At 28.8% G+C, this 16853-nt stretch carries 16 protein-coding genes and 1 pseudogene; 3 read left to right on the forward strand and 14 right to left on the reverse strand.

The genetic code is table 11. The annotated features are described in order from the left end of the window. Window positions 1–219 (forward strand): hypothetical protein (locus tag BUA90_RS12445; RefSeq protein ID WP_159430031.1); only part of this gene is annotated, 219 nt, incomplete at its 5' end. A gap of 33 nt (window positions 220–252) precedes the next feature. Next, window positions 253–381 (forward strand): ATP-binding protein, encoded by a 129-nt coding sequence (locus BUA90_RS12840; protein ID WP_200793527.1) that lies wholly within the window; start codon window positions 253–255, stop codon window positions 379–381. 551 nt (window positions 382–932) lie between these two features. Here the strand turns inward: BUA90_RS12840 and BUA90_RS11520 are convergent. The 13 genes and pseudogenes from BUA90_RS11520 to BUA90_RS11580 form a co-directional block, all read right to left on the reverse strand. Further along, window positions 933–1493 carry a 50S ribosomal protein L25 gene (locus BUA90_RS11520; RefSeq protein WP_072968734.1) on the reverse strand — a complete coding sequence of 187 codons (561 nt, stop codon included), beginning with the start codon at window positions 1491–1493 and terminating at the stop codon, window positions 933–935. A gap of 536 nt (window positions 1494–2029) precedes the next feature. Then, a complete protein-coding gene (locus tag BUA90_RS11525; protein ID WP_330390744.1) occupies window positions 2030–3046 on the reverse strand; it encodes a type I phosphomannose isomerase catalytic subunit in 1017 nt (338 codons plus the stop codon). Window positions 3047–3055: 9 nt separating this feature from the next. Beyond that, on the reverse strand, window positions 3056–3319 hold the full coding sequence (locus BUA90_RS11530; protein WP_072968736.1) for an HPr family phosphocarrier protein: 264 nt from the start codon (window positions 3317–3319) through the stop codon (window positions 3056–3058). 69 nt (window positions 3320–3388) lie between these two features. Then, entirely contained in the window at window positions 3389–6022 is a 2634-nt protein-coding gene (locus tag BUA90_RS11535) for a glycoside hydrolase family 38 N-terminal domain-containing protein (RefSeq protein WP_072968738.1), read from the reverse strand. Between the two features lie 48 nt (window positions 6023–6070). Continuing rightward, a complete protein-coding gene (locus BUA90_RS11540; protein ID WP_072968740.1) occupies window positions 6071–7090 on the reverse strand; it encodes a PTS fructose transporter subunit IIC in 1020 nt (339 codons plus the stop codon). Between the two features lie 25 nt (window positions 7091–7115). Continuing rightward, a complete protein-coding gene (locus BUA90_RS11545; RefSeq protein WP_072968741.1) occupies window positions 7116–7427 on the reverse strand; it encodes a PTS fructose transporter subunit IIB in 312 nt (103 codons plus the stop codon). A gap of 80 nt (window positions 7428–7507) precedes the next feature. Further along, a complete protein-coding gene (locus BUA90_RS11550; protein ID WP_072968743.1) occupies window positions 7508–7969 on the reverse strand; it encodes a PTS sugar transporter subunit IIA in 462 nt (153 codons plus the stop codon). A 2-nt stretch (window positions 7970–7971) separates the two neighbouring features. Beyond that, the gene (locus BUA90_RS11555; protein ID WP_072968745.1) at window positions 7972–9960 is read right to left on the reverse strand and encodes a BglG family transcription antiterminator; all 1989 of its coding nucleotides are present in this window, start codon (window positions 9958–9960) and stop codon (window positions 7972–7974) included. Window positions 9961–10240: 280 nt separating this feature from the next. Next, on the reverse strand, window positions 10241–10465 hold the full coding sequence (locus BUA90_RS12550) for a hypothetical protein (RefSeq protein WP_200793526.1): 225 nt from the start codon (window positions 10463–10465) through the stop codon (window positions 10241–10243). A gap of 162 nt (window positions 10466–10627) precedes the next feature. Beyond that, window positions 10628–11551, reverse strand: a complete 924-nt coding sequence (locus BUA90_RS11565) for a DMT family transporter (RefSeq protein ID WP_147363017.1) — start codon at window positions 11549–11551, stop codon at window positions 10628–10630. A 650-nt stretch (window positions 11552–12201) separates the two neighbouring features. After that, on the reverse strand, window positions 12202–12771 hold the full coding sequence (locus BUA90_RS11570) for an HDIG domain-containing metalloprotein (RefSeq protein ID WP_072968747.1): 570 nt from the start codon (window positions 12769–12771) through the stop codon (window positions 12202–12204). 330 nt (window positions 12772–13101) lie between these two features. After that, window positions 13102–13342 (reverse strand): annotated as a pseudogene (locus BUA90_RS11575) (IS607 family transposase); the annotation flags it as partial. Between the two features lie 222 nt (window positions 13343–13564). Next, window positions 13565–14287: a LolA-like protein gene (locus tag BUA90_RS11580; protein ID WP_072968748.1), complete on the reverse strand. Its 723-nt coding sequence runs from the start codon at window positions 14285–14287 to the stop codon at window positions 13565–13567. Between the two features lie 826 nt (window positions 14288–15113). Here BUA90_RS11580 and BUA90_RS11585 point away from each other — a divergent pair. Further along, window positions 15114–16289 (forward strand): MFS transporter, encoded by a 1176-nt coding sequence (locus tag BUA90_RS11585; RefSeq protein WP_094756882.1) that lies wholly within the window; start codon window positions 15114–15116, stop codon window positions 16287–16289. 328 nt (window positions 16290–16617) lie between these two features. Here BUA90_RS11585 and BUA90_RS11590 read toward each other — a convergent pair. Further along, a partial coding sequence (locus BUA90_RS11590; RefSeq protein ID WP_200793507.1) for a transposase occupies window positions 16618–16853 on the reverse strand: 236 nt, incomplete at its 5' end.

The raw sequence follows: 16853 nt of genomic DNA on the forward strand, positions 1-16853 counted from the left end.
CCAAGGTTCTTGACAGATGAAGTAATGCTACTCATTAATAACGATACGCAAATTGTAACTAAAAACAATCAAGTATTAACTGTAAATAATTTAAAAAAGGGAATGCATATTACAGCTTATCATGACTTAGTAATGACTATGAGTATTCTTGGAATAACTTTAGCAAAAAAAAATAATTGTAAAATAAACAAATTTAAGATTTTAATTAACCTGCTATAAATAAATAATATAAAAATAGCAGGTTAATTTTTTATAGAGTCTTTTTCTAACTGGAGTGAAATATTTGCTTCAGCTAGTATAGCTCATGCTATATTAGATAGATTATTACATCATTCTCATGTTATTTCGATTAAAGGACCTTCATATAAAGTAAGTTTGTAGCTAAATAATACAGCTACTCTCCTACTTCTTTTAAGCTTCTTTTAAGGTTATATCTTCTTCCTACTCTTTCATTGCTACATAAATTAAAGCTCTAATAGCTTTTTATCTTCATATTCTGTAAATCTTCAAAGGCTTTATTGATATCATCATAAATTTCTTCTAGTTTACAAAAAGTGTTCATATTGAATTTTAGTTCATATTTCTTATCAGCTAAGGTAATTGACATGATAGAAAACAATAAAGGCAGAATTAAATATTTTGAGGTGTTTAAATATGAAACCAAACTATGGTGACTTAGCAAGAAGATATGGAATTTTAAAACAAACCATTCTCTGTTCTTTATCAAGTTCGGTCACAATAAATCTCTTAACCATTGATTCTCCTACATACTAAAATAATATTTTATGATCTGAATATATATCGAAGTAAATTAAAATCAAGATATTTTTTATAAAATTATTATACACTTCTTCTTATATATTGTAGCTTAAACTAACCTTAAAAATACAAATGCGTTGGTAAAGTATATACTCTACCAACGCATTTATTTCTTAACTTGCAATATCTAAAGGTTTTGCAGCTGTTACAATTGCAAGTACTTCATTTACATCTTCAAGTATTTTTATCTCATCATCTAGTTGTATATCTTTAACTTTAACACTATCACCTAATTCTTTATTTGATACATTTATATTAATACTTTCTGGTATTTTTTCTATTTTTCCTATAACTTCTACCTCTGATATTAATACTTGTAATATTTGACCTTTTTGTTCCATTTTTTCTCTTCCTTCAAATATTACAGGTAGTTTTAATCTTACTTTATCTTTTTGTGAAATAGCTTGTATATCTATGTGCTGTATTTCTTTTGTCATTGGATGTTTTTGGATTTCCTTGATTACTCCATATTTTTTTTCTTTGCCAATTTGTACCCATAACCTTAGATTTTTGGTATTTTCTTTAATTAATTCTCTTGCTTCAGACAATTGAATTTTAATTTTTTGACCATTTTCAAATCCTTCACCATAAATGATGCCCGGTACATACCCCTGTCTTCTACACTTTTTTGGTTTTTCTGTTCTTTCAAATGCTCTTAAGATTGCTTCACTCATATTTATACCTCCTTTTTGAGTTTTAACAATCTTTTTTAAAAAATTATATAAACAGAACAAACCAATTTATAAAAGACAGATAAATACATACTATAGACATTACATTTATGGTAATTTTTATTTTATAAAAAGTATTTTAAAACGTCAAGAGTTTTATTCTAAGTAAATAACTCAAGCCTGATCCTATTACCCCATTTGATATTTTTTATATTTACATTTATTAATTTAAATTATGCAATTTTAAAAACTAAATTGGTATTAATTGAACGTTTATCTTGAAACCTAAAATCTTTTGATAAGCAGGATAGTCTGTTTTCTAACTACATTAATCTAATTAATAACTATGCCAATAATAAAACTATATTTTGTGTTGATTTATCAGATGTTGTTAAACCCAATAGTACAGTACTAGAGAATCTTGGTACAGTTAAAGATGGTAGTACTGGTAAAATAGAAAGTAGGTCCCCCGAAAATTAAAATCTTATTTCTATAAAAACTTTAGTAACTTAAAAACCAAGGAGAATATCCCCTTAGTTTCATGTTCTAATTTCACTTAAAATTTCGTGCTGAACTTTTTGTATATCCGGAACATAGCTTTTTAATAGTTTCATTTTACCCTTAAGGATATAATCTCCTAAAAATGCAGGAATCAATAAACTATCACCCATCTTTATACTCTCACTTCCATCTTTAAAAACAATCTTTCCATGACCTTCAACACATGTAAATATATAAAATCTTTCTTCAGCACTACTTTCAGCAATACATTCTTCTATTTCATATGCTTCTAATGAAAATTTTTCATTCAAGCATAAATATGTTTTTGTAAATCCTTCTCTTTCAATTTTTATCCCTATACATTTCTGTGGCTGTAAAGTTAAATCAACAACATCTAAAGCCTTATCTATGTGAATCTCTCTTCCTCTATCATAATCATACACCCTATAAGTCGTATCACTATTTTGTTGTATTTCAACAATTATAACTCCTTCACCTATGGCATGAATCAAACCACTTTTAACAAAGTATACGTCTCCTTTTTCAACTTCAATTCTATTAAAATATTCATCTAAGTTTCCCACCCTAATTCCTTCTCTAAGTTGTTTCTTAGTACATTCTTTTTTCATTCCTAAAATTAGATTAGCTCCCTCAAAAGCTTCAATAACATACCATACTTCAGTTTTCCCCATCTCTCCTTCATGTTCTTTTGCATATTCATCATTCGGATGAACCTGTACTGATAATTTATCTCTTGCATCAATAATCTTGACAAGTAATGGAAACCAGTCCTTAGATATCTTAGAACCAATAATTTTTTCACCCTTTAACTTAATTAGTTCATCCAATCTAGTACCTTTGAATTCTCCATTTACTATAACGCTAGTCCCATTAGGATGACATGCTACATCCCAGCTTTCTCCTATTAATCCTTCTGGCAAATTATCTCTAAATAACTCAATATCTCTGCCACCCCATATTTTATTGAAGTATATATTTGTAAATTTCAATGGATACATTTTTTCACCTTCTTGCTCTATTAAACTGCAAATCAAACCTCTAATTTATTCACCAAAATTACTATCTACTAACGCTTTTAAACCTTTAATTGCTTCTTTTTCATCTTCACCCTTTGCTATTATCATTAATTTATCTCCTTTAGCTGCTCCCATGCTCAATATTCCCATTATGCTCTTTCCGTTATATTCTACATTGTTTCTAATAATTGATATTTCCGATTTATATTTAGCCGCTTCCTTTACAAATAGACTTGCAGGTCTTACATGTAATCCTGTTTCATTTCTTAATTCTATTTCTAACTTATACACTTTACCCCTCCTAGCCTTATTCTTAAATTGCAAGCCGTCTTTAATTAACCTTTATCTAAACTATACTCTTCAGCTTAGCAAAAATTTTAGAGTAATAATCTCATTACTACTCATGCTCTTTATATTTATTGATGAATTTTTAATTTCGTATCTTTTATCTATTTCTATTTCTTTTTCCCTTAGATTCACAAGCTTTACATCCTTGAAGGTTTTTGAATCGTACTTAATATTGATATCTTCTATTGGTCTGTTTTGAGTATTATAAAATCTTACGATGAGAGCTTCATCCTTTTCTGATTTTTTTATTGCACTAGTACCTATATATTCATTATTAGTCACTATAGGATAGTATTCATCTGAAATTAATGTATCTTCTTCACTAACGTTTACTGGCATATAGCCATATAATGAATATACATAATCTTCAGCTAAAGAGTTCATTTCTGTTTCATTATTTATTGTAGCTATTGCATATTCTGTCTCAAATACTCCTAACATATTGCTCTTTGGAGTCTTAACATGTAATCCGGATCTACGCCCTGGTCTATTTACTAAATCTTGTTTACCCATATAATCTGTGGTACACAGCAATGTCAAAGCAATCTTAGGATTATCTCCCCCAATAATTTCATACTGAGGCAGACCTTTATTCATAATCTGTATGCCCTTTTCTCCATCGTATACATTTACAAATTTATGCTGATTATAGATTGGATAATATTTTTCCTGCCAGTTATCCTTCTTCCAGTATTCAACTTCCTTCAAATAATTTTGACGCTTTAATATGCCAAATTGCTGGTCAGCATAATGTATATTAGCTTCAATGTTTGAATCAAATAAGCTGCGAAGCCTGTGATTTTTAACTTTATTATCAATAATTGTCTTTATGTCTACTCTTTTAATACCTTTATACATAGTGATATAACTAATAATTGTAGATTTTTCCATTTCATCACAGCGACATTTTGCATATGTATCCTTAGGAAAGCTAAGTGAATGCGTTACTTTCACTCTAGCCATAATTGGACCATTTGAAATAATTTCCATATCGGCTTTTTTACCCTTTGAATAGATTAATCTATCTTCTTCAGGTGGCGAATAGTCATATTCATCTCCTGCATTCCCACTTTCCTCAATTATATTTTGATTGAAGTAAATCTTTCCAGAATACTTATCTTTGATATTAAGACTTCCATCACCATTGATTTCCACTAAAATATATTCATTTTCTAGAATGTTACCATTTAAAATAAAATTTTTATTATCGTCTATATATTTTTTATGCTGAATATAATAAGTTGTGTATCCATATCCAGTTACATCAGCTATAAAAACAAGTTTAACTCTATAACACTTTTCGCTAGCATTTTTTCCTACAAAATGACTTTCAATAGAAAAATCATTTAGATCAACTTCTTCAATGCTTATAATCTGATATTCTACTTTTTTTCCAAATCTATCTAGCAATATAAACTCCTTATTTTCTAAAAATACTTCTATTTCCAAAGCACTTTTCCTTGAACTTAATAAGGTATTAAACACTATTAAAGGTCTTCCTTTATCAGAATCTAATTTTATCTTTGTTGAAAACTCTTGTAATCTGTCTAATATTAAAGTCTCTCCTATTTGCTTTGCTTTACTATACCTTATTTCCATCTCATCATGGGTTTTATCGGTACATACATTACCTATTGAATCATGTGCCTGATTTTGTATAATATATTTCCAACCTTTATTACTCATGGAATTATCATATTTAAAACCCCATAACAATGCTAATGATTGTATTGGCTCTACATATTTTTCATAAAGGGATTGTGACTCAAAATTTAATTTCTTTATATCTAAACGTGTAGAGCCTATACTAGCATGAACTCTCATATGTTTTCCTTTTCTAAATTCTCCACTTATCTCTTCCAATTTTTTTTTCGATTTTCTTATTTCTTCAACATATTCCTCTAAAGATGAAAACTTAAACTCATATCCTTTTTCTTTATATCGCTTATTCAATTTATAAATAATTTCCGGGAGATTAGGATTCGGTTCTCTTTGGTCATATCCGCATAACATCAATATCTGACCTGTACTTGTCAGAGGTTCTTGAACCTTAATATTTGCCATTATCACTTCTTCATTTCTTTCATCATTTAACGAAAGCCATTTGGCATTTTCATATCCTAAAGGTAAATAATGGTTTAAAACTTTACTTCCATCTAAACCCTTCCACCAAAATTCCTTTTCTTTTATATCTTCATCTGATATACCTCTCCATACAATAGAATCCTTTATATCAAAACCATTCAATATTTGAGGAATATATGCTGATTGCCCAAAAGAATCTGGCAAATAACCTATTTCCATAACTGAACCAAATTTTTCACCTATCTTTATACCAAGCAATAGGTTTCTTATTAATGCTTCCCCACTGGGTATAAATTCATCTGGTTGAATATACCATGGCCCAACAATGATCCTTTTTTCTTTTATCAGCTTTGATAGTCTTTCTCTATTTTCTGGTCTAATCTCTAAATAATCCTCTAAAACTATTGTTTGACCATCAAGCATAAATGATTTATAATCTTCATTATTTTCAAGTAAATCCAATAAATCATCAATCACTCTAACTAATTTTACTCTATATTCCTCAAAAGTTTTATACCATTCTCTATCCCAGTGAGTATGGGATACTATGTGAAATTTCATAAAAGACCCTCCATTTATTAATCCATCCCCTAAAAAAAGATGCTTTGTTTATATAATTGAAAATTCAGTACCTTCATCATCATTTTGAGCATCAGATTCTTTTCTTAAGATAATCACTAATGCTGCTGTTATCACTACACCAAAAACAAATCCTATCAACCATCTAAACGGATGGGTTAAAAATGGTAATCCCCATATCCCAATTGCACAAGGTATAGTAGCTTCAGCACCAAATAGCAAAGCAATAGCTGCTCCAATACCTGAACCTAACATAATAGCTGGAATTACTTTTAATGGAGTTGTAACAGCATATGGTATTGCACCTTCAGAAATTCCAAGTGAACCCATAATAGCTGCCGGCAAAGCATTTGCTTTTTCAGATTTAGTAAATTTTTTAGGATTTATTAAAGTCGCCAATGCCAACCCTATAGGAGGTGTCATAATTCCTATCCAAGCTGCAGCCATAGGATGGTATATTCCTTCCGCCAAGGTTGCATAGCAAAATGTAAGAGCGATTTTATTTACTGGTCCTCCCATATCAAATGCCATCATAAAACCAATTATCAATCCTAATATTGCAAGATTTGCACCTTTTAAAGAAACAAGCCACTTTTCTAATCCACTCATTGCAGGAGTCAAAGGTATAGAAATCAAATACATAAATATCGCTGTTGCTGCAACTCCCAGTACAGGAATTATCATAATAGGCTTTATAACCATTAAATTTTTATGTACTGGAATTTTCTTAATCTGATTTGTAATCCATCCTGCAAAAAAACCAACCAGTATTCCACCTATATATCCAGTTCCCAGCTCTCTAGCCATAACTCCACCAACAAGACCAACAGCAATACCAGGTTTATCAGCTATAGAATATGATATAAATCCAGCAATCAATGGAACCATAAGCTTGAGGGCAAATACCCCAACTTCAATTAATTTGCTAGCTATAAATCCCTCTTCTCCCATAATTATTCCTAAGGATAATAGAATACCACCAGCAACTACAGCGGGAATCATATATGATACCCCTGTCATTAAATGCCTTTTTACTTTGTTCATATCCATAAAGCCCACTCCTCCTCATAGATTGTTATTTATTTATTTTTGCTAAAGCCTTTTTTATTAAGGCTCTTGCATCTTTCAATGCAGCTTTAGTAGAGACCTCTATTGTTGGAATTTCCTTGAATCTATTCATCTTCTCTATATACGAGTCAATTGCCAGTATAGCTACATCAGAATTTGCTATGTCCTCTTTAGTTATTTCATTTTCAATTCCCATTGCACCCTGAGTTTCTACCTTAATTGTATGACCTAATTCCTTAGCAGCATTCTCCAAAGCTTTTTTTGCCATAAAAGTATGTGCAAGCCCAGCTGGACATGCTGTAACAGCTACAATTTTCATATAACTTCACTCCTTTACTTATTTAATAGTATAATTAAAAATTTTTAATCCTTTGAAAATCTAAATAACTTCAGAAACATTTATTCTAAAAGCACTAAATCCATTAAATTTAATATCTCATCTTTATTCTCTGCTATTATTAAATTACTCCTAAACTCATCTTCCATCAATTTCATTGATAATTTTGATATGATTTTAAGATGTGTATTATCCCCTTGGCTTTCAGGTACAGCCAAACCTATCACAAGCTTTACTTGCTTATCATCTATAGCTTGCCATTCAATAGGACTACTTAACTTTACAATTGCCATAGTAGGTATTTTTACAGCATCAGTCTTTGCATGTGGTATAGCAATCCCACAGCCTACTCCTGTAGAAAATTGCTTCTCACGTTCAAGCAATTTATCATAATACAATTGTTCTGAATTTAGTCTGTTATCTGCATTTATCATTTTTGTAATTTCCTTTAATACCTCTTTTTTTGTTTCAGCTTTTAAGTTTAAGCTAATCAAATTACTGTTTATTAAGTCTCTCACCTTCATTGTTAATTTTTCTCCTTTTCACTTAGAAATTTAATATAAAACCTGTCAAAATCCTTTTGTTTTATTAATTCAACTACAGATAATGGCGACTTTGTTACTTGATACAAGCTACTAAACAAATCATTAAATCTGTCTGAAATATTTTTTGAAATCGATAAAACCATTACAAGCTGAACCTTTTTGTCTTTATCCCAAACAATTGGTTTATTTAATATACCAATACAAACACATGAAGGAACTTCCACTACTTCTAAAGCATGAGGTATAGCTACTAAATTCCCAATGGCTGTAGATGAGATCTTTTCTCTAGCAAGTATTGACTGCTTTATGCTCTTATCAATATATCCTTTGTTCACCATATTACTGGTTAAAAAATCTAAAACCTTTTCCTTACTTTCAAATTTGATATCTGTAAAAAATAAATCTGGGACAAATAAATCTTCAAAATCAATCTCATCATTTTTACAATAATCAATATTTTTAATTTTACTTTTTATTTCATCCAAATCAGAATCCTCTAAAACTGCATTAACTAATATTTTAGGTATTGGTATATCTTCCTTAATCGGAACAGTTGTTAAAATAATATCTGGTCTTAAACCAACTACCAGATCCAATTGATGCAAAGGGAAAGTACCTATTAAATCTACATTTTCATTTAACGAATTTTTTAACTTTGCTAATAACAAACTTGAACTCCCCATTCCTGATGAGCAAATAATTGCAATCCTTTTCTTAATATCAATACCCCTCTTCTTTCTTTCTAATGAACCTCCAAAATGCATTGCTAAATAACCTATCTCACTCTCATTAATGCTGTAGCCCGTTTCCTTTTCTATTATTTGAGCTGCAATTACACCAGCTTGAAAAGCAAGGGGATATTTAGTTTTTACTTCATCTAGCCAAGGATTCCTAAGATTCATATTAAAATGTAGTCTATGAAAAGTTGGTTTTAAGTGTAATGCTAGTCCACATATCAACCCTTTATCATCACTAAAATCCAAATTTAATTTTCTGTTTATTTCCATTAGGATTTTAACAATTAGATTTTTTATATCATTTTCAATAAACTGAGTTAACTCTACTTCTCTTCTTTCATCCAATAATTTACTTCCTAGTAAATGAATAGTTACATAATAAACCTCAGAAGAAGGAATTGTAATTTCAAAATCTTTTTCTAATGCCTTAACTATACTTTTAGCAATATCATATTCTTGCTTTCCCTCTAGCTTCTCCACTCTTTCACTTTTTTGGTCAATATAATTACCTTCTTTAATTCTTTTAATTGCTATTGCAATATGTATTATTAGATTCTTTAATGCTATATCAGCTAAAGGAAATTTTGATTTTAATAATTCTTCTATTAATACTTCTTCAATTCTTTTGAGATTTACGTCCTTAAACACAATAATATTTTCAATATAGAACTCTGCTAGGTCAATTCTATCTAATTTACTTCTATTTAAAAAATACTCAGCCATACAAAAACGTTTATCTATCTCCTTACCCTCTATTCTTATGCCTTTATTTAACCTGCTTGCAACAACCAATCTATAATCCTGTAAAATGGATTTCACTTTTTTTAAGTCTTTTTTTACAGTTGACGTACTTATATATAATTCATCACACAACTCTTCAAGAGTTATGCAGTCATTTATTTCTAAAAGTTTTTTAATAATATATTGTACTCTCTCTTCTGGTAAACTTGGTACCAAGCCTTGTTCACTGTTCTCTTCATTAAAAAGTGTTTTAGAAAAATTAGAAAATTTTACATCATTTATAATCTCTAATTTATATCCTATACCCTTCTTAGAATAAATTCTTGCTCCATATGGTAATAATATTTCATCTAAATCCTTTAGATCACTTCTCACAGTTCTAGATGTAACTCCAATAATTTTTGATAAATAGCTACTTGTTAAATAACCTGATGGTCTATTTATAAATTCTTGTAATATAATTAATAAACGTTTATTAAATATAAGCTTCACAGCAGCTCCTCTCCTTTAATTTAATTATAAGTATTATAAATGAATAAGGACAGTTTAGAATTTTCCTAAATTAGATAGGAAATAAAAAAAGAGTTAAACCCCTTATTCTTTGGTATAATTAAGTTATTACCAAATACTAAAGAAAAGCGGTTTAACTCATATGCTATTATAGCAACTACTTTCAAGCCATCTATTGTTCCTTTTCTAAATACTTTGTTTTTTATAGTAGTTTTTATTATATATCTATGAATTTTTTTCAATCCATCCAAATCAAAATTAGTTAAACAACGCCTGATAGTATCAATACATGACATATTAGTTTTTTAGGTACTACTTTTTTAAATTTACCTTTAATTGTAAATAATTCTTTATGTTCTTTTGTTTTTATTTTTATTACACTATATCCTGTTTCTTCATTTGGATTGTTTTCTTTCTCTATCATTTCAGCTTCTTTTCCGTTATCTAAATTGTCATCAAAAAATTTTTCTGTTAGTTTTTTATACATAAAACAATTATTCCTTTCATATAAACTCAAGACACAAGAAGTTTTCATTTGATTTATTTGTGTTTATAATTTTTTATATTCGACTTTTGCATTTGCATTGATAACCCTCTTTGCTTTAAAAAAACAAGGCTTTGTAATCTTGTTAAAATTTCTATATAAGCTTTAATCAATTATTAATGGTTCCGTCTCATCCAAGTTCGAGTCCACTGACTCATTCCAGCTAATTAAATATACTGCAAAAATTACTAAGCTTCCTCCAAAGATCTGTGAAAAACCTATTTTTTCATCTAGAATAAAATAACCTCCTATAGTAGCAACTACTGGAATAAGATTCAAAAATAATGATGCTGTAGATATACCAATATAATTCATTGCATAAATATAGAGGTAATATCCGAGCGCTGAACAAAATGCTCCAAGATAAACAACATTTAATATTATTATATTGTTAACTAAACCCCAATTTGTTTTTTCAAATAATGCAAACGGTAATAAAAATACAGTTCCAAATAACGTCTGATAATATACTATGCTTAATTGGGAATACTTTTTAAAAAGAGGCTTCGTTATAAGTGTATACACTACCCATGCTAGAACTGCTCCAAACATCATTAAATATCCAATCCATGCGTCTTTTGTTGAAACACCTTCTATCCTTGCCCCTACAATAAAATATACTCCAATAAGTGATATGATTACACTTGCTATTTTTTTAAAAGTCATTTTAGTTTTAAACACTATTGTCTCAAAAATTAAAGTAAATATTGGTATAGCTGCAATTATAATAGCTGCATTTGATGCAGGTATTAACTTTATCCCATTATTTTCAAAATAAAAATAAACAGTCACTCCTAAAAAGCCAGCTAAAGCCATAATTGGTATATCCCCTTTTTTAATCTTAACATTTTTTTCCTTTATTTTAAAAAGTATTGTAAGCAATATAGATGCAATTACAAATCTAGATAGTGCTAATGTCATTGGTGGTAATACTCCGATCGCCACCTTAATACTTAAAAACGATAATCCCCATATAAAAGATGTTCCAATTATCGCAATAAGTGGCATCACTTTAGTTTTGTTCCCCAATCTTCATCGCCTGCCTTTAACTTTGTTTATAAGTAATCAACCTTAGAGTTTAACTTTATTTAAGATATATTAACTTGAATTCGGTAAATAATGTAAAACAACTTAATCACTTGCTTTATGTAAAAAAACTGTTCAAATTTTTCTGACAATAAAAAAAGTTTTCCATATATTTCTGATAAAATTTTTATCTAGAAATAATATAAATAAAGCCATTTTTTTGATTTTACCATAAAATTATATAAAATTATAATTAAATTAACTTTAGTTCTGCAAAATAAAAAGTTAAATTGATAAAATTACCAGAAAATGAATATGGCATATCACTATACCTTCGTGTTATATATAAGTTACCACACAAATACACAAACGGAGGTTAATAATATGCCAGTTATATCTGCTATTTTAAACTTAAACCCTGAACTTTACAACTATTTTCCCTCCTTTTAGAAAAGCCATATACTCCTAAGTGGCAAAGTTATGGCTCTTCTAAATATGATTTTTTTAATGTTATTCTTAGGTATAGGACCAGAGTCCATAACTATCACCACCTCGCTCCTCTGAAATCCTGTTTTAATTTATAAAAATAAAAAACAAAACAGGTAAGCAAAGGAAACCTCTTAGCTTGATTACAATAAAAATATTGAAAAAAATTATTCAATAAGACTAAGTCCTTCTTTTTGCAATTCTTCTTCTCTTTGTACTAATGAATCTATTACTGTTTGAATATGTTCTGTAAGGTCTACTCCAAGCTCCTGAGCACTTTGTTTTATTTGTTCTCTATCTACTGCTTTAGCAAATGCCTTGTCCTTAAGTTTTTTCTTAACTGATTTTACTTTTAACCCCTCAAATTTATTAGGCCTTACTAAAACACAAGCTATTACAAAACTTGACAACTCATCTACAGCATATAAAGTTTTTGCCATATTTGTCTCCCTCGGCGTGTTAGTTTTATCAGCATGACCCTTTACCGCCATAATAAAATCTTCTGGATATCCATTTTCCTTTAATATTTCTATACCCTTCAGAGGATGCTGCTCTGGATATTTTTCAAAATCTATATCGTGTAAAAGTCCACATGCTCCCCAAGTTTCTACATCCTGGCCAAATTTTTTTGCATATCCTCTCATAGATGCTTCAACAGCTAAGCAATGCTTAATAAGACTTTTTGAATTAACGTACTGCTTTAAAAGATCAAATGCTTTTTCTCTAGTTATTTCCATTTAATTTCCTCCTCTTTTTCTATTTTTACTATAGAATACGCAACGAAAGGATTTTTTGTACTCTTTTAAAAAAATTCAATAAATATATTAAAAAACTATTTTTTCTCCTATACCATCAATTTTAGATTCTTTATCTGACACATCTTTAAATTGCAACAAAGATATAGTAGTGTTTACTACTCATTATACCTTGAAACGATTTACAGTTTCCATCATTTCACTTGCTATTCCACTTAAACTCTCTGCCTTTGCCGCTACTTCTTCTGACGATGAAGTGAGCTCTTCGGATGATGCTGCTACTTCTTCCGTTGCCGCTGAGTTTTCTTCCGTTACTGCACTTATTTGTTCTGCTTCTTTTAACTCCTTGATTATTTTTCTAGCTTTGTTAGCTCTTTTACTTTGAAGTTTTGCTGAAAATACTGTCTATTTGTATCATATCTTCTTCTACAAGTTCTTGTTCATCAGTTTTAGGTGTATTATCTATAATTTCTATAGTAGTACCATATTTTTTACATAGATTTTCTATTAATTCAAATTCAAATCTAATAGTATAATATTTCAATTTTATCACCTCAAAATAATTATAACATTAACTTATAATTATTTTGGTCAGGCTAAAAGTCTGTTTATTTCAAGCTTTACAAAGATTTTATAAGAAAATCATAATTCTTTTGACAGTACCCTATTTTATTTTGAAAAAACTGCATATTGCATAAAAAATTAAATAAATGTGATAAAAAGTAAATATTGTCTATCCTTTTTACCACATTTATTCGATATAGAAATATAGTACTTATAATTCTTGTACTGTAACTCCTTCAGGTATAGTAAATAGCAATTCATCAAACGGTCCTTTTCTGAGATTTTTTATTTCATGCGACATTACAATATTCCCCTCTGTTTCTTGCTCCATTTTGATGATTAATCCGTACTCTTTGGATATCCACATTCTTGTTACAGAATTTAGCCCTGGAACCTTCTTTTCAAAATAATACACATCTTGTCCATTATATGTTACCTCTTTAAAATCCCCATTTGCTTTTAATTCTTTTAAAAATTCATTGTCTAATGTTAATTCTTCTATAGTAAATAACCACATATTATCCATACCCATACCATCTTGTCGGGTCGTTTTCGTTGCTATATTTTCATCAGGTAAATACTGATAAAAAGCATTGTCTTTTTCTGAATTAATCATAACTATCGTCTTTTTAGTCACAGAATCTAACACTTCCATTCTATAACTTCCATTTTGCTTCCAATATTTTATAGATGTTTTATTCCCTCCTACTCCACTTATTAATTCAAACGAAAAGTCATCTGGAAAATTGATTTGAATTTCCTCTTCATTTTGTACTGCAGTAGAGTTATCATTATTTTCAATAGTTTCTATTTCTACAGGTTTATTAGTTTTATCTTGAAAACTACTGTTTTGTGATTCATCTTTTGACCCGCACCCTACTGCCGACAACACAATCACAATTACTAAAAGAAATAATGTAAAATATTTTTTCACAAAACTTCCCCCACACTTTTAAAAATTATTTCTATAGTTTTTACTATATACTTTATTATACCCTATTTTTTTAAAAAAACGAAATTTTTTAAAAATTCCAACATATTTTCATAGTTTGTTTTCTCAGTTTTATAATAAATATTAGGATAGATTTAAATATATTTGTCATAACATTTTTCATTGTTTATGAATTTAACGTTTTAAAATTTTGCTTTTTATAATTTAAAAGAAAACTCCAACTTCTAAAAATGTCTAAAATACTTTTAATTACAATTTCTCCCTAACTGCAACCCTAGTCCTCAAAACAAATTCCACCTCAACTAGCAATACAAGTTTTCCATCTCTAAAACCAATCTGTTGTATTGATATGGCTCAAGTGAAAAAAATTTATTTATCAGGTGATGGAGGTAAAAGGATTAAAAGATGACCAAATGGTGCGATTAAGAGTGCATAGAGCTAATTATGATAACATAATTGAAATCTTATTGATAATATTATACAATATTAAATATTATAATGAACAAAGTCATCAAATTATCCTCTATCTAGCATAATCTTGCCATGAAATATTAAAAAAATTGCGTGATTATAGAAAATATTGAAGCTAAATGCTGATAAACTTATAAATCTAATCCTGTAAAAGTATCTAAAGAAAATATGGAAAAAATACTGAAAAATATATTTGAAGTACACATTTAATATTATTAAAAAAGAACTATTATTATCAATAATTTTAATCCTTCTGAAACAAAAGTAAAATCTCCCATTTGAAGTAAAAATAAGAGTCTTAAAACTTGATAAAATTTTATTTTATGAGGTGTTTATTTTGAGTAAAAAAGTTTCACATATAATTATAATAATGTTTTTTATGACAGTTTTATCCAATATGGCTCATCCTGTAACACCAGAACTAGTTGTTAGCCTTAATATGCCTTCACTTATGTATGGAATAATGTTTGCAGCTATGTCAATAGCAAGCTTTACCATGTCACCAATTTGGGGAAGCTTATCAGATAAATATAAAACCAGAAAGCTATTTTTATATTTTCCTACTGTAGGCTATGGGCTTGCACAAATAGGATTTGGATTTTCTACAACTCCAATTATGATAATTATATTTAGAATTTTAGGCGGAGGGTTTGCTTCATCAATATTTACTAACTCTATAGCCTACATTATTGATGAGACAGATAATAAAACCAGAAGCAAGGCTATAGCCTACTATACAGCTATAACAGGCTTTGGGATGTCATTAGGATATCTTGTAGGAGGCTATATTGGAGCAAATGATTACCATAATGCTTTTATTTTTCAAGCAATAGGACTTTTTATACACGCTGCAATAATTTATTTCTTTTTACCTGATAGTAATGTAAAATTTAATAATCCAAATAATAAATCAACCCATTTAATTTTTCAAGTTAAAGATGATTTTAAAAAATATTTGTCTACAGCTTTAGGAACATTACTTTTATTGGTATTACTAACATCCTTTTCATACATAACTTATTCAACAGGGATAAACTATTTCTTAAAAAAATATTTGAATTTAACTCCTTTACAAATAGGGTACTATATGGCTCTTACAGGTATTATAGGTATGGTAGCAAATACTTATTTGACTCCAAAAATTTCAAAAAAATATGGCGATAAAACATCACTTAAATATGTCTTATTAACTACAGGCATAACCCTTATAATTCTCTCATTTATGAAAAACTTACTTTCTCCAATTGCCATAATTATATTTTTAGTATTTATATTTGTTATATCCATGTTTAAACCTCTATTACAGACAATGGTATCGAACTTAAGTAAGGACGAACATGGAAAAATCATGGGACTTCAAATTTCTGCCAATTCAGTTGGTATGGTTGGAGGCTCATTATTTGCTGGAGCCTTATTAGACATATATCCTAGAATGCCATTTATAATGTCAGCTTTAATATTTATTTTATCTTATTTAATAATTATATTCAGTAAAAAGTTGAAAAAGTATTAATGAAGAACAAAGAACATCCCTTTAAGCATTAAAAATCCCTACAATTATGTAAGTTCAAATGAGTGTCTTGTATAAAAAAAATCAATTTTTGACTTTTTGCACCGGAATCTTATATTAACTTAAAAATTGCAAGATTTGTATAGTCAATATTTTACAATTAAACAGCTTAAATTGTATAATTTAGAAACTTCGAAGAGTATTAAAATGTACCTCCTATAAAGGAGCCTACTGAAAAACCATCGTATTTTCAGAAACAATGTTCTAACAATTAAAAAACCACATTCAAATTAGGATAATTTTCCCAAAAATCGAATGTGGTTTTCTCTTTTTATTGAAAGCTAGGAGTATTTTCTCCATATTTTTTCTTTAACAATGTCAATATTCGTTTGATATTCACATTGAATATTGATATTGCTCCTTGTATTCGCATACCAAATAAGCCCGACGATATGGCAATATCATAGCCGTGCTGATTTTTGAGTTCGCTGTTCTTTGCTTCAATCATGTATCGTTGTCGGTAACGTTGTTTAAAATATTTGGATTCTTGAAATTCCTCTTGCTTAA

Source organism: Caminicella sporogenes DSM 14501, assembly GCF_900142285.1.
GTDB classification, from domain to species: Bacteria; Bacillota; Clostridia; order Peptostreptococcales; family Caminicellaceae; genus Caminicella; species Caminicella sporogenes.

Coding starts and splice junctions, on each gene's coding strand:
- BUA90_RS11540 (WP_072968740.1), bottom strand. CDS start 7,090: ATGGATATGAACAAAGTAAAAAGGCATTTAATGACAGGGGTATCATAT.
- BUA90_RS11520 (WP_072968734.1), bottom strand. CDS start 1,493: ATGAGTGAAGCAATCTTAAGAGCATTTGAAAGAACAGAAAAACCAAAA.
- BUA90_RS11570 (WP_072968747.1), bottom strand. CDS start 12,771: ATGGAAATAACTAGAGAAAAAGCATTTGATCTTTTAAAGCAGTACGTT.
- BUA90_RS11535 (WP_072968738.1), bottom strand. CDS start 6,022: ATGAAATTTCACATAGTATCCCATACTCACTGGGATAGAGAATGGTAT.
- BUA90_RS11550 (WP_072968743.1), bottom strand. CDS start 7,969: ATGAAGGTGAGAGACTTAATAAACAGTAATTTGATTAGCTTAAACTTA.
- BUA90_RS12550 (WP_200793526.1), bottom strand. CDS start 10,465: ATGTATAAAAAACTAACAGAAAAATTTTTTGATGACAATTTAGATAAC.
- BUA90_RS11545 (WP_072968741.1), bottom strand. CDS start 7,427: ATGAAAATTGTAGCTGTTACAGCATGTCCAGCTGGGCTTGCACATACT.